Source organism: Saccharopolyspora halophila (genome assembly GCF_039531955.1).
In the GTDB taxonomy this organism is placed as follows: Bacteria; Actinomycetota; Actinomycetes; order Mycobacteriales; family Pseudonocardiaceae; genus Saccharopolyspora; species Saccharopolyspora halophila.
Genome location: NZ_BAAARA010000001.1, coordinates 314,778 through 332,456, shown reverse-complemented (window position 1 = coordinate 332,456; position 17,679 = coordinate 314,778). Strand labels below are relative to the sequence as shown.

Sequence of the window (17,679 nt, the reverse complement as noted above, 5' to 3'; positions counted from 1 at the left end):
GAAGAGGGCGGCCCCGAATTCCTCGGGACCGCCCTCCCACCGGCGCTCAGGCAGCCGGGAGGACGGCCTCGCCACCCCACTTCTGCTCGATGTAGTCCTGGACCCGCGGGGACCGCAGCAGCTCGGCGAGCTCGCGCACGCGCGGGTCCTCGGCCAGCTGCGGTGTGGTGACCAGACCGTTGGCGTACGGGTTGCCCTCGGTCTTCTCCACCACCAGCGGATCGGACAGGTTGGCCTTGACCGCGTAGTTGCCGTTGACCACCGCGGCCGCGGCGTCCTCGATCGAGCGCGGCAGCTGATCGGCCGAGAGATCGGTGATCTGCAGGTTCTTCGCGTTCTCCGCGATCGCTTCGGCTGGGCGGGCCCCGACGCCGGCCTCCGGCTTCAGCTTGATCAGCCCGCCCTGCTCCAGCAGCTTGAGGGCGCGGAACCGGTTGGACGGGTCGTTGGAGATCGTCACGGTGGCCCCGTCGGGGATCTCCTGCGCCGAGTTGAACTTCTTCGAGTACAGCGCCAGCGGTTCCAGGTGCACCGACTGCACCCAGGCGAACTCCCCGCCGTGCTCCTTCTCGTACTCGTCCAGGTAGGCCTGGTGCTGGAAGTAGTTCGCGTCCAGCTCGCCGTGCTGGAGCGCCTGGTTCGGGCGGATGTAGTCGTTGAACTTCTCGATCTCGATGTCGACCCCGGCCTGCTCGGCCAGGTTGTCGTCGACGTACTCCAGGATCTCGCCGTGCGGGGTCGGGCTGACCCCGATCCGCAGCGGCGCGTCCGGATCCTCGGCCGCGGACGGGCCGGAACCGCAGGCGGACAGCAGCACACCGGCCGCGACCGCGAGGGCGGCGAAGCGCAAGCGCATTTTCGACTTTCCTTTCCGCGTGCCCGGTTCGCGGGCACGTTCAGCAGCACGCGCGCCGTCGTGCGGCACACGTGTTCTCGGGTCAGGAGGAGGGAGAACTCAGCCGGTGGCGGTGCGCCGGCGATCCACGATCTTGGCGACCAGGTCGGTGATCAGCTGCATCGCGAAGGCCAGCGCCCCGAGCACCACGACCGATCCCCACAGGATCCGGTCGTCGTAGCCCTGGTAGCCGTCCTGGATGGCGGTCGCCCCCAGGCCACCTCCACCGATGGCACCGGCCATCGCGGCGTAGCCGATCAGCGCCACGGCGGTGACGCCGACCGCGCCGACCAGCGCCGCCCGGGCCTCGCCGAGCAGCACCGTCCAAACGATCCGCAGCCTGCTCGAACCGGTCGTGATCGCCGCCTCCACCAGGGTGAAGCCGACCTCGCGCAACGCGTTCTGGGTCAGCCTGGCGAAGAACGGCACGGCACCGATGGTCAGCGGCACGATCACCGCGGTGCTGCCGATCGAGGTCCCGACCAGCAACCGGGTGAACGAGGCCAGCACGACCAGCAGCACCACGAACGGCACTGAACGCACCACGTCCACGATCACGCCGAGCACCCGGTACAACGTCGGCCTGGGGTTCAGCCCGGCCGGCGAGGTCAGGTGCAGCAGCACGCCGAGCGGCAACCCGCCGGCGACCGCCAGCAGGGTCGACACCAGCACCATGTAGAGCGTTTCGAGCGTTGCCTCGCCCAGTAGTTCTCCGACCTCCGTCCAGGGGGTCACATCAGTCACGCAGCAGCAACTCCGTCAACGCACACCGGGGCGCGCCGGACATGCGCGTCCCGCTCGATCATCCAATTCAGCGCCGCCTCGGAACGCTCCCCGGTCAGGCCGATGCGGAACTTGGCGACAGGGGTGTCGCCGAGGCGGGTCAAACCGCCGCCCAGGATCGCGAGGTCCACGCCGAAGCGGTTGCCCGCCTCCGGCAGCAGCGCCCCGACGGCGGCGAAACCGACCAGCACGATCTCGGCGACCACGTCGTGCCCACCGCTCGCGGAGGGCCGCAGCGGCTCGGCCTGGTCGGTGGCGGGCAGCAGGCTGGTCGAGACCTGGCTGCCCGGATCGGCCACCAGGTCCAGCACCTTGCCGTGCTCGGCCACCCGGCCGCCGTCGAGCACCGCGACGTCGTCGGCGACCTTGCGGACCACCGCCATGTCGTGCGTGACCACCAGCACGGTCACGCCCAGTTCGGAGCGCGCGCGGTCCAGGACGGTCAGCACCGAGTCGGTGGTGCTCGGGTCCAGCGCCGAGGTCGGCTCGTCGGCCAGCAGCACCGACGGCTTGGCGGCCAGTGCGCGGGCGACCGCGATGCGCTGGCGCTGCCCGCCGGAGAGCTGGTCGGGGTAGACCGACGCCTTGTCGGTCAGGCCCACCAGGTCCAGCAGCTCGGCGACGCGAGTGCGCCGCTGCGGCCCGCTGATCCCGGCGGCTTCCAACGGCAGCGCCACGTTGCCCGCGGCGGTGCGCTGCCGAAGTAGCGAATCACCCTGCGGCACAACGCCGATCTGCTGGCGCGCGGCGCGCAGCGCACGGCCCTCCAGGGCGACCAGGTCGGTGCCGTCGACCCGGATGGCACCGCTGTCCGGCTTCTCCAGCAACGCGATGCAGCGAGCCAGGGTCGACTTCCCGGCCCCGCTCGGCCCCACCACACCGCACACGGAACCGGGGTTGACCTCCATCGACACACCGTCGAGAGCGCGGACGGCAGCACCGTTGTGCTGGAAGGACTTGGTCAGGTTCTCGACAGAGATCACGATCTGCTCCACATCAGCTCGCGACGACCGCGCCCGCGTCGCGGGCAGCAGGTCAGGGTGAACTTGAAGAAGTTGAAGAAACGGGGGAAGGACCGGGTCACATCGCGCGACGACAGGCCGTGGTGGTGCGCAGCCCGTGATCGATGACGCGGCGCTGGGTGAACAGCTCCCGGAGAAGGGCAGGCTCCGAGCGCGCTACTCGTGCTCGAGCGCGCGGCGGCGTGGCCTGGAGGTGCTGCGCGGGCAGCGGGAAGAACGCCTCGAACCGGGGTTCGCCGGCGGGCGTGGTCGCTAACAGCGCGTTGGAATCCAAGATCGCTCCATCGGCCCTGGCGTTAGCACCTGCCCGCATCGGGTGGTTGCTGCGGCGTCAACAAGCCAGGTCTCTCGGCCGCTCGGGATGGATTTCCCGAATAGTAGACCCCACTGGCACGCCGTAGCGCAAGTTGATAGCGGTCACTTTCCGGAGTTTGTTTGACTTGTCACACACCCGGCGAAGCGGGAATTTCCGGACACCGCGTGGTGTTCCAGCCAACCCTCAGTAACGACATCGCTCGAACCCGCAATCGCCCGGCCGGGTGGTCAGGACTGCTTCGCCTCGGCGATCCGGGCGAAGTCGGCGATGGTGAGCCGCTCACCGCGATCGGTGGGCTCGATGCCCGCCGCCCGCAGGTACTCCTCGGCGCGCGTCGCCGAACCGGCCCAGCCCGCCAGCGCACCGCGCAGCACCTTGCGCCGCTGCGCGAAAGCCGCGTCGACGACCCGGAACACCTCCTCGCGCGGCGCGCTCGACGGCGGATCGACGCGCCGGAAGGCGACGAGACCGGAGTCCACGTTGGGCACCGGCCAGAAGACGTTGCGCGAAACCGGTCCCGCGCGGCGCACTTCGGCGAACCAGCCGGCCTTGGCGCTGGGCACGCCGTAGACCCGGCTGCCCGGCTCGGCCGCCATCCGGTCGGCGACCTCGGACTGCACCATCACCAGGCCGCGCCGCAGGCTCGGCAGCTCGGCCAGCAGGTGCAGCACGACCGGCACGGCGACGTTGTAGGGCAGGTTGGCGACCAGGGCCGTGGGCGGCTCCGCGAAGTCCTCCGCGCGCACCTTGAGCGCGTCGGCCTGCAGCACCGTCAGGTTCTCGGCGGAGTTGGGCGCGAACGCGGCGGCCGTGGCGGAGAGCTTGGCCGCCAGCACCGGGTCGATCTCCACGGCCGTCACCGAACCGACCGCGGGCAGCAGGGCCAGCGTCAGCGAACCGAGCCCGGGACCGACCTCGAGCACCGAATCGTCCGCGGTGACCTCCGCGGCGGAGACGATGCGGCGCACCGTGTTGGGGTCGTGCACGAAGTTCTGGCCGAGCTTCTTCGTCGGCCGGATGTCGAGCTCGGCGGCCAACCGGCGCACATCGCCCGGTCCTAGCAGCTGGTCTTCCACGGCTCAAACCCTAGCCGTGTCCCGGGGAAGCTTTCTCACCAGGGCGAACTACGAAGGGGCGCCCACCGGCGAAGCGGTGGGCGGCCCTCGCGCGAAGCGTCAGCTCAGGCCCAGCTTGGACGAGCAGGAGGGCCAGGCGCCGTAGCCACCGCGGGCGTCGCGGACCTTCTCCGCGACCGCGATCTGCTGCTCGCGGCTGGCCTGGTGGGGGTACTCGGCGTACTGGTCGCCGCCGTAGGCGTCCCAGGTCTGCTTGTCGAACTGCAACCCGCCGTAGTAGCCGTTGCCGCTGTTGGCGGACCAGTTGCCGGTGGCCTCGCACTGCACGAGCTTGTCCCACACGCCGCTGTTCGGCGGTTCCTTGCCGCCGACGCGGACGACCTTGGGCTCGGCCTGCTTGGTGACCTTCTCGTCGACCACCTCGCGGCCGTCCTCGTCACCGTTGACCGTGGTGATCCGGGTGAACTGGATCTTCTCGCCGGGCTTGCCCGGTTCGACGACCTTCTCCTCGCCCTTGAACATGTTCGGGTCGACGATCTCCTTGACCGGCGGCTCGATCTGCGAGGTCAGGCTGACGACCTTGCTCGAGATCCGGTCGATGTCCACCTGGACGCCGTTGACGACCTTGGCGTCGCCGCCCGGGGTGACCTTGTCGTGCGGACCGAGGTTGAGGTTGAGCTCCTTGACGAGCTCGTCGATGTTCGCGGCGTGCGTGGTCAGCTGCTTGGGCTCACCCGCGCCGTCGACGACGGTGATGTCCTTCTGGGTCCGGACCTTGAGCTCCATGCCGTCTTCCGGCACGGCCATGGACCGGTCCGCCGAGAGCCACGCGCCCTCGGTGTCGACGTTCAGCGCGCTCAGCGCCTGACCCACGGATCCGGAGCGGACCCATTCCTCGCGGACCTCGCCGTCGATGTTGAGCTTGAGCAGCCGGCCCCGGTCGAGCGTGATCTTGTCGCCGTGATCGAGCTCGGCCTGCGGGGACGGGCTCAGCGCGTCGTGCGGACCGACATTGATGCCCTGGTCCTCGAGCACCTCGCCGACGGTGTCGTCGTAGGTGCTGACGGTCTGTTCCTTGCCGTCGACCTCGACCGTGACCGACTTGTCCATCGCCGCGGCAGCGCTACCGGTACCGGTGAGGCTCAGCAGGACACCGGCCACCGCGCCCTTGAGGAAGCGGCGCTTCCAGGCGGTGATCGCCTCGGCCTGGGCGGCCTGCGGCTGGAGACCCGGCTGCCCCTCGGGCTCGAGCTCGGTGAAGTCCAGCGGCGGCAGGATCACCGTCTCGGCGTTGAGGAGGGCGATGACCTCGTCGACGTCGATCTCGGCCGTCGCGAGCATGTCCTCGGCGTCCGGGCCGAGAGCCTCGTAGACGTCGGCCGCGGTGATGTCCAGGCTCCCCGGCGGCAGGCTGGGGTGCTCGTCGGAGAACCAGGTCTGCTGCTCGGCCTCCGGGGTGTCGAGCACGCCGACGACGGTGTGCTGCTTCGTCGGCTCCACCGGGGTGAACCAGTCTGTCGACGCGTCGAAAGAATCGGCCCAGTAGGCGTTGTCTTGCTGCGGAGCAAAACCCGAATGGCTGGGCGCGCCTCGTCCGTTCACAGGGTCGTTACCTCCCGAAGGCGGAAGTCGCGCTCGCGTGGCTCGACGGAGGACGCATTGGGCGAGATCACTGCTCGCTCAACCCCTCCCCTGCCGCTCGCGCGCGCACAACCTTCGTGCTTCGTGTCTGTATCCGACTCCCGTAAGCCAAGCGCCGTCCTAACCGTCCACGAGCCTATTTCCGCTCGCTTCCGGCTTCCCCGACGTACACCGGCGAGACTTCCGGGCGTTCCCCATGACTGGTTGTCATCGGTTACGGGGCCGAGACTCTACCGTGATCAATGTGGGCGGCCAAGCACCGATTATTATCGTGTGACCTGGGTTACATCACGCTGCCACACAACTCAGCACGATCTGTGATCACTCTGGAGAATTGCTAGTCCATTTGGAGGGCAGTTGCGGACTTCGTTAGCGAGCACTCCGCAGCACTTCAGTGACATATCGCACGGGCCTCACCCAGCGCAACAGGCACCAAGCAGGCATCTCCGCAGACCAGAACGGTTACTCAGCGATCTGGCCCGAGCACGCAGCGCGCTCGGGCCAGATCCCCTCCCCCTCGCTCGAGGGAACCTCGGCTCCCTCGCAACGATCGATCACCTCATCGCGGCAACCCGAGCTTGCGCGCGCAAGCCGGCCAGGCGCCGTAATCACCGCGGGCAGCGCGCAGCCGCTCGGCGATGGCGATCTGCTCACCCCGCGACGCGTGATGCGGGTAGTAGCTGAACTCGCCGCCGCCGTAGGCGGACCAGGTGCTGCGGTTGAACTGCAGCCCGCCGTAGTACCCGTTGCCGGTGTTGGCGTCCCAGTTACCGCTCGACTCGCACGCGGCGAGTCGCTCCCACACGGCCGATCGATCGGTTGCCGCGGCGTTCGGGGCCACCGCGACCGTGGCAGCAGCACTGAGCGCGACTGCCGCCGCCACCATCCACTTGGAACTCCTATGGATCTCCAATGCCTCGCCTCACTCCGTAGGTCCGAAGTCGAGGACCTCCGCCGGGAATCCGGTGGAGTTCGGGGTGTCCCCGCTCCGGCTTCCACAATGGACGCTAGGAGCGTTGACGGAGCACGCAAGCGGGCACTGATCAACCGCCAATATCAGTGATCAGGGAGTAATAATAGGCGGGGTGCGTCTACACCTGTTCGAGTGCAAAGACTCGCTCGGCCGTGGTGGTGACGGACACGGCAAGTTCCTCGACCGTCATACCGCGGAGTTCGGCAAGCCCACGAAGGGTGTAATTGGCGCAATACGGCTCGTTCGGCCGTCCCCGATAGGGGTGCGGGGTCAGGAAGGGCGCGTCGGTCTCCACCAGGAACTGCCCCTCGGGCGCCATTTTGGCTGCCTCACGAAGATTTTCGGCGTTCCGGAACGTCACGGTGCCGGCGAAGGAGAGCACATATCCCTTCGCCAGGCAGGATTTCGCGAACTCGGCGTCCCCGGAGAAGCAGTGGAAGACCACCTTCTCCGGCGCGCCCTCCTCGTCGAGGATGCGCAGGATGTCCGCGTGCGCCTCGCGGTCGTGGATCATCAGCGGCTTGCCGGTGCGCTTGGCCAGCTCGATGTGCCAGCGGAACGCCTCCTGCTGCGGCTCCGGCGGCGAGTAGTCCCAGTAGTAGTCCAGGCCGGTCTCGCCGATGGAGACCACGCGCGGGTGCGCGGCCAGTTCGGTGAGCGTCGCGCGATCGGCCTCGGAGAAGTCCTTCGCCCGGGTGGGGTGCAGCGCCACCGCGGCGAACACGCGATCGTCCCAGGTCGCGGCCTCGACCGCCCAGCGCGCCGCAGCGATGTCGTCGGCGACGGTCACCACGCGTCCCACTCCCGCGGACTCGGCGCGGTCGACCATGGCGCGCACGTCCTCGGCCGACTCGGCACCGCAGGCGTCCAGGTGGGTGTGCGCGTCCACGAACGGAGCCGACGTCGGCTCCGGCACCGGCGGCAGTTCGCGCTTCTTGTCGCCCTTGCTCATCGCACTGCTCCCTGAACGTGATCGAGCCGGTCGGGTGCACCCCGACCGGCTCGGTGACCTGGGCGGTCGGGACTACTGGATCGGCGCCCACTCGGGTCCGGTCTCGCCGAGCGAGGGGTCCAGCTTGCCGAACAGCGGCTTGGGCTTGTTCAGCGGCCGCCCCACCTCGATCTCGGTGGATTCCCACTTGGCCTGCTCATCGGCGTACTCGCCCATCAGCACCGGGTAGGACCGCTCGGGCACGTCGAGGTCGTCGACCTCGTGGATCTCCGGCTGCGCCGACCAGACGCCCGTTCCGCCGAGCAGCTCGTGCACCTTCTGCGCGGAGTGCGGCAGGAAGGGCGTCAGCAGCGTGTTCGCGTCGGAGACCACCTGCAGCGCGGTGTGCAGCACGGCGTCCCGGCGGTCCGGGTCCTCCTTGAGCTTCCACGGCTCCTGATCGGACAGGTACTTGTTCGCCGCCGAGACCACGCGCATGGCCTCCTGGGTGGCCTGCTTGAAGCGGGAGCTCCGCAGGTGTCCGCCGACGGTGTCGAACGCGCCGCGAGCCATCGCCTTGAGCTCCTCGTCGGCAGGGGCCGGCGAGGTCGGGGCCGGCACCGCGCCGTTGTTCTTCGCAGCCATCGAGATGGAGCGGTTGACCAGGTTGCCCCACTCGTTGGCCAGCTCGAAGTTGGTGCGGCGGACGAACTCGTCCCAGGTGAACGCGGAGTCCTGGTTCTCCGGCCCGGCGACCGAGATGAAGTACCGGAGGGTGTCCGGGCCGAACTCCTCGAGGAAGTCCCGCACGTAGATCACGGTCCCCCGGGAGGTGGAGAACTTGGAGCCGCTCATGGTGAGGAACTCGCTGGAGACGATCTGCTCCGGCAGGTTCAGCTCGCCGTAGGGGCCGACCTCGCCGCCCTTGTCGCCGTGCCCGTTGTGGCCCATCAGCAGGGTCGGCCAGATCTGGGCGTGGAACGTGATGTTGTCCTTGCCCATGAAGTAGTAGCCCTGCGCCGACGGGTCGGTCCAGAACTCCTTCCAGGCGTCCGGCTGCCCGATGCGGCGCGCCCACTCGACGCTCGCCGAGAAGTAGCCGATGACCGCGTCGAACCAGACGTAGAACCGCTTCATCGGCTGGTCGCGCCAGCCGTCCAGCGGGATCGGCACGCCCCAGTCGAGGTCGCGGCTGATCGCGCGCGGGCGCATGTCCTCGACCAGGTTCTGCGCGAACTTGAGCACGTTCGGGCGCCAGCCGGTGCGGGTGGACAGCCACTTGCCCAGCGACTCGGTGAAGGCGGGCAGGTCGAGGAACAGGTGCTCGGTCTCGACGAACTTCGGGGTCTCCCCGTTGACGCGGGAGACCGGGTTCTTCAGCTCCGCCGGGTCCAGCTGGTTGCCGCAGTTGTCGCACTGGTCGCCGCGCGCGCCGTCGTAGTCGCAGATCGGGCAGGTGCCCTCGATGTAGCGGTCGGGCAGCGTGCGGCCGGTGGACGGGCTGATCGCGCCGGTCGTGGTCTTCGGCAGCACGTAGCCGTTGCGGTGCATGGCCAGGAACAGGTCCTGGACCACCTGGTAGTGGTTGCCCGTGGTGGTGCGGGTGAACAGGTCGTAGGACAGGCCGAGGCCCTGCAGGTCCTCGGTGATCACCCGGTTGTACTTGTCGGCGAGCTGGCGGGTGGTCAGCCCCTCGTTCTCGGCCTGCACCGAGATCGGAGTGCCGTGCTCGTCAGTACCGGACACCATGAGCACCCGGTTGCCCGCCATTCGCTGGTAGCGCGAGAAGACGTCCGAGGGCACACCGAATCCGGAGACATGGCCGATGTGCCGAGGACCGTTGGCATACGGCCAGGCCACAGCGGTCAAGACAGAGGCGCTCATGCCCTCAAGCCTACGGTCTCCCCGCCACGCACCTCACCCAGGCCCCTACGCACAACAACCCCAGAACCGGGCCAAACGGGGCAGCTGGTCGTTCACGCGTCGCGGCGGAGCCACCGCTCCAAGCGCGGAACTCAACCCGCACCGCAGCGGACTCTCAGCGGCCCACCCAGCGGGGGAGAGAGCAACCCCCGGACAAAGCCCAAGCGGCAAACCCGCGAGCCGAAACCCCACCCGAGCCTCGGATCAACCGCAAGCGGCGAAGCCGAGGCTCCGCCACCCACACCGCCACGCAATACAACCAACCCGAAAGCAAAAACCCGCTGGCGAGGACAGCCGCGACACCGCGTAGGCCGCTACTCAAGGAGCGGATCCCGCAGCCAGCGGGCCGCCGAGGCTCCGCCACCCACACCGCCACGCAGCGCAGCGCCTCGACAAGCACTCCTACCCGCGAGCGTCCAGGACCGCGTCGTACAGCTCCTTCTTGCGCACCCCTGCCAGCTCGGCGACCTCGGCGACCGCGTCCTTGAGGCGGACCCCGTCGGCGGCTCGTCGTTCGACCTGCTCGACGAGGTCGGCCGGGTCGGAGGGGGCCTGCGGCTCGGCTCCCGCCAGCACGACGGTGATCTCGCCGCGCACGCCCTCGGCGGCCCACTCGGCCAGCTCGCCGAGAGATCCGCGCTTGACCTCCTCGTAGGTCTTGGTCAGCTCGCGGCAGACGGCGGCCCGCCGCTGCGCGCCGAGGACTTCGGCGGCGTCGGCGAGGGTGTCGGCGATGCGGTGCGGTGCCTCGAAGAGCACGCTGGTGCGCTCCTCGGCGACCAGCCGCCCGAAGAAGCGCTTGCGCTCACCGCTCTTGCGGGGCGGGAAGCCCTCGAAGCAGAACCGGTCGGAGGGCAGGCCGGACAGCGCCAGCGCGGTGGTCACCGCCGAGGGCCCGGGCAGGCAGGTCACCGGCAGCCCTTCGTCAACGCACACCGACACCAGCCGGTAACCGGGATCGGAGACGCTGGGCATTCCCGCGTCGGTGACCAGCAGCACGGTCCGGCCCTCGCGCAGGGCCTCCAGCAGCATCGGGGCGCGGGCGGACTCGACGGCCTCGTAGTAGCTGACCACCTTCCCGGTCAGCGTCACGTCCAGCGCGCTCGCCAGCCACTTCACCCGGCGGGTGTCCTCGGCGGCGATCACCTCGGCCGTCCCGAGGGCGTCGACGAGCCGTTGCGAGGCGTCGCGGGCGTCGCCGAGCGGGGTGGCGGCGAGCAGCAGGGTGCCGGAGTCCATGGACCAGAGCGTATGCCGCCGTGCTCCGCACCGGCTCCGGCCGGGGGCGCGGGGCGTGCCCGGCGGGCGTGGTCGCCCGCCTTACGATCGGTTGCGTGAGCGCCCCAGTCCGCAACAACGGCGGTTCCGACGACCTCGTCCAGGTCGGAAGCCGCCCGGCGGCCCGGCAACCGGGCGCGACCGACCGGCTTGCCCTGCTGGACGTCTCGATGCCCGCCGACCGGATGCGCGGCTGGCTGGTCACCGGCGTGATCACGCTGATCGCCGCGCTCGTGCGGTTCTGGGATCTGGGACGGGCCACCGACGAGGGCACGCCGGTCTTCGACGAGAAGCACTACGTCCCGCAGGCGTGGCAGATGCTGCGCAACGGCGGCTACGAGGACAACCCCGGCTACGAGCTGGTGGCGCACCCGCCGGTCGGCAAGCAGATGATCGCCATCGGCGAGTGGCTGCTGGGCTACAACCCGTGGGGCTGGCGGATCGTGGCCGCGCTCTGCGGAACCCTGATGGTGCTGCTGGTCGTGCGCATCGCCCGCCGGATGACCCGTTCCACGATGCTCGGCGCGGTCGCCGGGATCCTGCTGATCTGCGACGGCCTCAGCCACGTGCAGTCCCGGGTCGGGATGCTGGACATCTTCCAGGCGTTCTTCCTGCTCGCGGCGTTCTCCTGCCTGCTGGTCGACCGCGACCAGGTCCGCGAGCGGATGTGGCACGTGGTCGCCGAGGGCAGGCTCGACCCGGCGGGGTGGGGTCCGCGAATGGGTTTCCGCTGGTGGCGCTTCGGCGCGGGCCTGCTGATCGGCCTGGCCTGCGCGACGAAGTGGAACGGCGTCTACTTCATCATGGCCTTCGGCCTGCTCACCGTGTTCTGGGACGCGCTGGCCAGGCGCTCGGCGGGAGTCCGGCGGCCGTGGCGGGCCGCGCTGGTCCGCGACACCGCTCCGGCGCTGGGCTCGCTGCTGGTGCTCCCGCTGCTGGTGTACTTCGCCACCTGGACTGGCTGGTTCGCCAGCGAGACCGCCACGGACCGGCACGCGGTTCAGATCGCCGGCGATGACGTCGGCTTCGCGGCACTGCCGGACATGTGGCGATCGCTGCTGTACTACCAGTTCAACGTGCTGCAGTTCCACACCGGACTGACGACCCCGGACACCCCGCACCCGTGGGAGTCCAAGCCCTGGTCCTGGCCGATGGGCATGCGCCCGATGCTCTACTACTACGAATCGGGCGCGAGCGGCTGCGGCCGGGACAACTGCGTGCAGGCCACGATGCTGCTGGGCACCCCGGCCATGTGGTGGTTGTCGCTGCCGGTCGCCGGGTGGTCGATCTGGCGCGCGGTCGGCCGTGTGGACTGGCGCTACGCCGCCGTGCTGGTCGGCTACTGCGCGGGCTTCCTGCCGTGGTTCGTCGAGCTGGAGCGGCAGATGTACTTCTTCTACATGACGCCGCTCGTGCCGTTCCTGGTGCTGGGCATCACGCTGGTCCTCGGCGAGGTGCTCGGCAAGGCCGGCGACCACCACGAGCGTCGGCGGACCGGGCTGCTGGCCGTGTCGCTCTACCTCGGTCTGGTGGTCGCCAACTTCGCCTGGCTCTGGCCCATCCTCAACGGCGAGCCGATCACCTACGCGCACTGGCAGGCCGAGCTCTGGTTGCCCTCCTGGCGCTAGGAGATGTTTCAGCTCGCCGTGTGCGTGGTGGTGCGGGTGGCGGAACCCAGACGCGTCGCGTGGCCGCGGAATCCGCTCCGCGAGCAGCGGCCTGCCCGGCATCGCGGCCGTCCTCGCCACACGACGCGTCAGCACCCCCGGCGGTGCGGGTCGAGTCCCACACCGCACGCGGCTCCGCCCACTCGCCACGGACCCCTCAGCTCAGCGCGCCTCCCAGCGGAACCAGGCCTTGGCCAGCAAGCTCAGCAGCACGATCCAGCCGATCATCGAGCCCAGCGCGGGCAGCAGGGGTCCGCTGCCGGTCATGGCGTGCTGGACGAGCCCGGCGAGTCCGCCCCCGGGCAGTAGCACGCCGGCCGGGCTGAACACGCCGATCACGACGCCACCGATCATCCCGAAGAACAGCGGCATGGTGGTGACCTGCGCCTGCTCGGAGCTCGCGGTGCGGCCGCTGGTGGCGATCCCGCCGACCAGGCACAGCGCGATCCCCAGCAGCAGGGCGAGCGCGATCGGCAGCACGTTCGCGGGCATCGGCGCGCCCAGGTAGGCCGAGATGACCGCCAGCAGCACCAGCTGCGCCAGGCCGAGCACGACGGCGGGGGCGAGCAGGCCCGCGAGGATCGCCGCATCGGAGGCCTCGCCGCTGCGGAGCCGCTTGAGGTAGTGGTCCTCGCGCCGGGCGGCGAGCGCGGCCGTGGTGGTGAAGTAGACGGTGAAGCCCAGCACCATCAGCAGCTGGATCGAGATGACCATCGACCAGGCCGACGGCCCGGCGTCGTCCGGCAGGTTGAAGGTGGCGAACACGCCGACCCCGATCGGCAGCAGCAGCGCGCTGATCGCCACGGCCGTGTTGCGCAGCAGCAGTTTCAGCTCGGCTTGAGCGAGCGCCAAGACCATCATCGGGCGGGAACCTCCTCGCGAACGGACTGGAAGATCTCTTCGAGCGATGCGGGCTGAGCGCGCAGTCCGGACAGGTCCAGGCGGCCGTCGGCCCAGTTCAGCAGGGTTTGCAGGTCTCGCTGCAGGTCGGGCGTGCGGATCTCCACCCGGCTCTCGTGGCGCATCGCGCTGCCGATCAGCGCGGGCAACTCGATCTCCGGAGCGGTGAAGACGATGCGCGCGTCGTGCTCGGCGAGCACGTCGACGAGGCTTCCGGACACGGCGACGCAACCCTCGTGCATGATCGCCAGCCGGTGCGCGAGCCGTTCCGCCTCCTCCAGGTAGTGCGTGGTCAGCAGCACGGTCGTGCCCGTGCGGAGCAACCCGCGGACGAGTTCCCAGGTCGCGCGGCGGGATTCCGGGTCCATGCCGACGGTGGGCTCGTCGAGGAAGAGCAGGTCCGGTTCGCCGAGCAGCGCCAGCGCCAGGTCCAGCCTGCGCCGCTCGCCCCCGGAGAGCTGCTTGACGCGCACGTCGCGGCGCGGATCGAGCCCGAGCGCGTCCAGCGCGCCGTCCACATCGGACTTCCGGGTGAGCATCCGCGCCGCCAGCCGAGCGGTTTCGGCGACGGTGAGATCACCGGCGAAACCGCTGTCCTGCAGCATGATTCCGGTGCGGCTGCGGATGCGGCGGTCGCGCGCCGGATTGACCCCGAAGACCCGGACGCGTCCCTCGGCGGGCGCGCGGTGTCCCTCGATGGTCTCCAGCACGGTGGTCTTTCCCGCCCCGTTGGTGCCCAGCAGCGCGAACAGCTCGCCCCGGTGCACCTCGAAGTCGACGCCGCGCACCGCCTCGAAATTCCCGTAGCGGCAACGCAGGCCGCTCACCTCGATCACTGATTCCATGTCTCCAGCCTGGCCGCGGCGGGTGACCGCGGGTAGAGCGTTCCGTCAGGTGTGCGCGGGAGCGGTGTCAACGCATCTCATGACAGATGTCATCGGCCCGGCCGAGCCACGCGACGAGCGGCGCTTCATCCGCGATGCTGTCGGGGTGACCGATGATCCGACCGATTTCGACCCGCGACGGCTGGTGCGGCTGCGCCGCTACACGTGGTGGTCGCTGGTGCCGACGATGTCGTCCTACGCGCTGTTCCCGGCGATCAACCTGGCTCGAGCGGACTACTCCGCTCCCGAGATCATCGTGCTCGCGCTGGCCGTGCTGCTGATCGTGGTCGACGGGACGCGGCTTTCGGTGCTGCTCATGCGCGGCTTCGGCAACGGCGCCCGGCGCCCGGTCCTGCGCTCGGCGGTGTTCGCGCTCGGGCTGCTCGCGATGGGCTACGCGCTGTCGCGGGACCTCAGCGGGCTGCTGTGGGCGATCAGCGTCGGCGCGCTGGCCGGGATCCACGTGTCGCTGGCTCCCGCGCGGCTGCGCTGGCGGCTCGCGATCGGCGCCACGGTGCTGGCCGCCGTCGTGGGCTGGGTGGGCAGTGCGCTGCACGGCCCGCACCCGATGATCGGGATGTTCTACGCGTTCTACGCGGCGGTGCTCGTCGCGATGGGGATCGCGCTGATCACGGGCGTGGTGTGGTTCTGGGACATCGTGCTGGAGCTCGATCGCGCCCGGTCGGTCAGCGGTGAGCTCGCGATCGCCCGCGAGCGGCTGCGCTTCGCCGCCGACCTGCACGACATCCAGGGGCACAACCTGCAGGCCATCGCGTTGAAGGCGGAGCTGGCCGAGCGGCTCGTCGGCAACGACGACGCGGCCGCCCGCGCGCAGGCCGCCGAGGTCGCCGAGCTCGCCCGCACCGCGCTGCGCGAGACCCGCGACGTCGTGCGGGGCTACCGGCACAGCGACCTTCCCGGTGAGCTGTCCAACGCCAAGGAGATCCTGGAGGCGGCGGGCGTGCGCACCGAGGTGCGCGGCGACGCCGCGATGGTGCCGCCTCCCCTACAACCGCTGTTCGGCGCGCTGGTTCGGGAGGGCACGACGAACGTCCTGCGCCACTCCCGCGCCCGGCACTGCACGATGGAGTTCACCACCGACGGCCCGCGCACCCGAGTGGTGCTGCGCAACGACGCGGCGAATCCGGGCTCGGACGAGGACGGTTCGGGGCTGGCGGGCCTGCGGGAGCGGTTCGCGACGCTGAGCGGGCGCGTCGAAACCCGCCAGGACGGCGAGCGGTTCGAGCTCATCGGTTCCGCGGAAGAGCCCGGGAGCCGGTCATGACCGGAGGGAGCGCGGTGATCCGGCTCGTGCTGGCCGACGACGAGGACCTGATCCGGGGCGCGCTCGCAGCCCTGCTGGCCCTCGAACCGGACATCGACGTGGTCGCCGAGGCGAGCAACGGTCCGGACGCGCTGCGCGCCGTCCGCGAGCACGCACCGGACATCGCCGTGCTCGACCTGGAGATGCCGGAGCCCGACGGGGTCCAGGCCGCGGAACAGCTCGACGGAACAGCGATCGTCCTGGTGACCCGGCACGCCCGCCCCGGCGTGCTGAAACGCGCCCTGGCCGCTGGAATCCGGGGATTCGTGCCGAAGACGACACCGGCGACCAAGCTCGCGGCGATCCTCCGCGACGTCCACGCCGGCGGCCGGTACATCGACCCGGAGATCGCGACCAGCGCCCTGACCGGCAACGCCTGCCCGCTCACCGACCGCGAGCTGGAACTCCTCCGGCACACCCTCAAGGGCGGCACCGTCGCCACGATCGCCGCCGAGGTCCACCTGGCCCAGGGCACGGTCCGCAACTACCTCTCCGCGGCGATGGCCAAGCTCAACGTCACCACCCGCCACGAAGCCGCCAACAAGGCCTGGCAGGAGGGCTGGATCTGACCCCCTGAAACTATTTCGGGTGCCGGGCGCTCACAGTTTTAGGCAAAACTGTGAGCGCCCGGTGTCAGGTGAGGTCGGCGAGGGTTTTGCGGAGGGCTGCCACCGCGTCGACGAGTTCGTCCGGGCGGGCCGAGAGCGGCGGGCGGGCGCGCAGGGAGTCCGGGCCGGACGGCAGGAAGAGGGTGTGGTGGGTGTCGCGGGCGATCGCGAGGGCGCGATCGCGATCGGCCGGGTCGTGGAAGCTGATCGCGCACATCAGCCCCCGCCCCCGGGCTGAGTGCACCAGCGCCGGGAACTCGGCCGCGAGGTCGCGGAGCTCACCCAGCAGCAGCTCCCCCATCGAACGACTGTGGTCGAAGAGCCCTTCGGCCTCGATGACCTCGAGGATCCGGGTCGCGCGGACCATGTCCGTCAACGATCCACCCCAGGTGGAGCTGATCCGGCTGGGCTCGCGGAAGGCGTTGTCGGCGATCTCCAGCACCCGGCGACCACCCATCACGCCGCAGACCTGCATCCGCTTGCCGAACGCCACCAGATCCGGCTCCAGGCCCAGGGCCTGGTGCGCCCAGGCGCGTCCGGTCAGCGCGCCGGTCTGCACCTCGTCGGCGACGGTGAGCACGTCGTGCTCCCGGCACAACGCCTCCACCGCCTGCAGGAACCGGGGCCGCAGGTGGCGATCGCCGCCCTCGCCCTGGATCGGCTCGTAGACGAAGCAGGCGACCTCGGCGCCGTAGCGCCGCAGCGCGGCCCGCGCCGCGTCCAGCGCGACCTCCTCCTCGGGCAGCAGCTCGGCGGCATCCCAGCGCTCGCCCGGTTCGACCGCCGGGCTCGGAATCCGCGGCCAGTCGAACATCGGGTAGTCGCGGACCTTGTTCGGATCCGTGTTGGTCAGCGACATCGTGTAGCCGCTGCGCCCGTGGAAGGCCCGCTCCAGGTGCAGCACCCGGCTGCCGCGCACGCCGACCCCGCGCCGGGCGTTGAGCTTGGTCTTCCAGTCGAAGGCGACCTTGAGCGCGTTCTCCACCGCGAGCGTGCCGCCGTCGATGAAGAACAGCAGCGGCAGCGCGTCGATGCCGACCACCCGGCGGAAGGTCGCGGCGAAGCGCGCCTGCTCGGTGGTGGCGAAGTCGGGATTGGACGGCTTGACCCTGCTGGCGCGCACCAGCGCGGCCTCGAACTCGGGCGTGCGCAGGCCGGGGTGTCCGTGCCCGAGCGGTGCCGAGCTGAAGAACATCGTCAGGTCCAGGTAACCGGTGCCGTCCCGGACGTCGCGCAACCGGCACCCGTCGCCGGCGTCGAGATCGGCCACGATGTTCATCAAGTCACCGGTGACCTGCGATTTCAGCGCCTCGACGGGGTCGGCGGCGCGCTGGTCGGGAACGGAGGTCGGCTGCTGGACGGTCTCGTGCTGAGCGGTCATGTCTCGCCCTCCCGGCTGCGGTCTGCGCGAACGTCACGCACAACAAGAATTACAGCAGATCCACGAACATGAGCAAT

The 17,679-nt window shown here is 70.0% G+C and carries 15 protein-coding genes, 1 pseudogene and 1 riboswitch; of the genes and pseudogenes, 3 read left to right on the top strand and 13 right to left on the bottom strand.

Annotated elements, in window-relative coordinates; translation table 11 throughout:
* Positions 1–46: 46 nt before the first annotated feature.
* From ABD289_RS01625 to rsmI, 10 genes and pseudogenes are all read right to left on the bottom strand, one after another.
* Entirely contained in the window at positions 47–856 is an 810-nt protein-coding gene (locus ABD289_RS01625) for a MetQ/NlpA family ABC transporter substrate-binding protein (RefSeq protein WP_344125658.1), read from the bottom strand.
* A 99-nt stretch (positions 857–955) separates the two neighbouring features.
* Positions 956–1,639 carry a methionine ABC transporter permease gene (locus tag ABD289_RS01620; RefSeq protein ID WP_344125655.1) on the bottom strand — a complete coding sequence of 228 codons (684 nt, stop codon included), beginning with the start codon at positions 1,637–1,639 and terminating at the stop codon, positions 956–958.
* Positions 1,636–2,661: a methionine ABC transporter ATP-binding protein gene (locus tag ABD289_RS01615; RefSeq protein ID WP_344125653.1), complete on the bottom strand. Its 1,026-nt coding sequence runs from the start codon at positions 2,659–2,661 to the stop codon at positions 1,636–1,638. The genes ABD289_RS01620 and ABD289_RS01615 overlap by 4 nt, the downstream gene beginning before the upstream one ends.
* Positions 2,662–2,758: 97 nt before the next feature.
* Positions 2,759–2,974 carry a hypothetical protein gene (locus tag ABD289_RS01610; RefSeq protein ID WP_344125650.1) on the bottom strand — a complete coding sequence of 72 codons (216 nt, stop codon included), beginning with the start codon at positions 2,972–2,974 and terminating at the stop codon, positions 2,759–2,761.
* Positions 2,975–2,978: 4 nt separating this feature from the next.
* Positions 2,979–3,068: riboswitch (SAM riboswitch) on the bottom strand.
* 175 nt (positions 3,069–3,243) lie between these two features.
* Positions 3,244–4,092: a 16S rRNA (adenine(1518)-N(6)/adenine(1519)-N(6))-dimethyltransferase RsmA gene (rsmA, locus tag ABD289_RS01605; RefSeq protein WP_344125647.1), complete on the bottom strand. Its 849-nt coding sequence runs from the start codon at positions 4,090–4,092 to the stop codon at positions 3,244–3,246.
* Between the two features lie 99 nt (positions 4,093–4,191).
* Entirely contained in the window at positions 4,192–5,592 is a 1,401-nt protein-coding gene (locus tag ABD289_RS01600) for a resuscitation-promoting factor (protein WP_344125645.1), read from the bottom strand.
* A 700-nt stretch (positions 5,593–6,292) separates the two neighbouring features.
* A pseudogene (locus ABD289_RS01595) lies at positions 6,293–6,541 on the bottom strand (transglycosylase family protein); the annotation flags it as partial.
* 283 nt (positions 6,542–6,824) lie between these two features.
* The gene (locus tag ABD289_RS01590) at positions 6,825–7,658 is read right to left on the bottom strand and encodes a TatD family hydrolase (RefSeq protein ID WP_344125642.1); all 834 of its coding nucleotides are present in this window, start codon (positions 7,656–7,658) and stop codon (positions 6,825–6,827) included.
* A 72-nt stretch (positions 7,659–7,730) separates the two neighbouring features.
* Positions 7,731–9,521 carry a methionine--tRNA ligase gene (gene metG, locus ABD289_RS01585; RefSeq protein ID WP_344125640.1) on the bottom strand — a complete coding sequence of 597 codons (1,791 nt, stop codon included), beginning with the start codon at positions 9,519–9,521 and terminating at the stop codon, positions 7,731–7,733.
* Between the two features lie 441 nt (positions 9,522–9,962).
* Positions 9,963–10,799, bottom strand: a complete 837-nt coding sequence (gene rsmI, locus ABD289_RS01580; protein WP_344125638.1) for a 16S rRNA (cytidine(1402)-2'-O)-methyltransferase — start codon at positions 10,797–10,799, stop codon at positions 9,963–9,965.
* A 209-nt stretch (positions 10,800–11,008) separates the two neighbouring features.
* Between rsmI and ABD289_RS01575 the strand changes: the two genes are divergently transcribed.
* Positions 11,009–12,466, top strand: a complete 1,458-nt coding sequence (locus ABD289_RS01575) for a dolichyl-phosphate-mannose--protein mannosyltransferase (protein WP_344126165.1) — start codon at positions 11,009–11,011, stop codon at positions 12,464–12,466.
* A gap of 201 nt (positions 12,467–12,667) precedes the next feature.
* Here ABD289_RS01575 and ABD289_RS01570 read toward each other — a convergent pair whose 3' ends face one another.
* Both ABD289_RS01570 and ABD289_RS01565 read right to left on the bottom strand, forming a co-directional pair.
* On the bottom strand, positions 12,668–13,366 hold the full coding sequence (locus ABD289_RS01570; RefSeq protein ID WP_344125636.1) for an ABC transporter permease: 699 nt from the start codon (positions 13,364–13,366) through the stop codon (positions 12,668–12,670).
* Positions 13,363–14,250 (bottom strand): ABC transporter ATP-binding protein, encoded by an 888-nt coding sequence (locus tag ABD289_RS01565; protein WP_344125634.1) that lies wholly within the window; start codon positions 14,248–14,250, stop codon positions 13,363–13,365. The genes ABD289_RS01570 and ABD289_RS01565 overlap by 4 nt, the downstream gene beginning before the upstream one ends.
* Before the next feature lie 145 nt (positions 14,251–14,395).
* On the opposite strand from ABD289_RS01565, the gene ABD289_RS01560 reads away from it, so the two are divergent.
* Positions 14,396–15,574 (top strand): ATP-binding protein, encoded by a 1,179-nt coding sequence (locus ABD289_RS01560; protein ID WP_344125632.1) that lies wholly within the window; start codon positions 14,396–14,398, stop codon positions 15,572–15,574.
* Between the two features lie 14 nt (positions 15,575–15,588).
* Positions 15,589–16,182 carry a response regulator transcription factor gene (locus ABD289_RS01555; protein WP_344126163.1) on the top strand — a complete coding sequence of 198 codons (594 nt, stop codon included), beginning with the start codon at positions 15,589–15,591 and terminating at the stop codon, positions 16,180–16,182.
* Between the two features lie 64 nt (positions 16,183–16,246).
* Here ABD289_RS01555 and lat read toward each other — a convergent pair whose 3' ends face one another.
* Positions 16,247–17,602 carry an L-lysine 6-transaminase gene (gene lat / locus ABD289_RS01550; protein WP_344125630.1) on the bottom strand — a complete coding sequence of 452 codons (1,356 nt, stop codon included), beginning with the start codon at positions 17,600–17,602 and terminating at the stop codon, positions 16,247–16,249.
* Between the last annotated feature and the right edge of the window lie 77 nt (positions 17,603–17,679).

What these genes read in the sequence shown, in the direction of transcription:
- ABD289_RS01625 (WP_344125658.1), bottom strand. Translation starts at nt 856, where the DNA reads ATGCGCTTGCGCTTCGCCGCCCTCGCGGTCGCGGCCGGTGTGCTGCTG.
- ABD289_RS01590 (WP_344125642.1), bottom strand. Translation starts at nt 7,658, where the DNA reads ATGAGCAAGGGCGACAAGAAGCGCGAACTGCCGCCGGTGCCGGAGCCG.
- metG (WP_344125640.1), bottom strand. Translation starts at nt 9,521, where the DNA reads ATGAGCGCCTCTGTCTTGACCGCTGTGGCCTGGCCGTATGCCAACGGT.
- rsmI (WP_344125638.1), bottom strand. Translation starts at nt 10,799, where the DNA reads ATGGACTCCGGCACCCTGCTGCTCGCCGCCACCCCGCTCGGCGACGCC.
- ABD289_RS01575 (WP_344126165.1), top strand. Translation starts at nt 11,009, where the DNA reads ATGCCCGCCGACCGGATGCGCGGCTGGCTGGTCACCGGCGTGATCACG.
- ABD289_RS01570 (WP_344125636.1), bottom strand. Translation starts at nt 13,366, where the DNA reads ATGATGGTCTTGGCGCTCGCTCAAGCCGAGCTGAAACTGCTGCTGCGC.
- ABD289_RS01565 (WP_344125634.1), bottom strand. Translation starts at nt 14,250, where the DNA reads ATGGAATCAGTGATCGAGGTGAGCGGCCTGCGTTGCCGCTACGGGAAT.
- lat (WP_344125630.1), bottom strand. Translation starts at nt 17,602, where the DNA reads ATGACCGCTCAGCACGAGACCGTCCAGCAGCCGACCTCCGTTCCCGAC.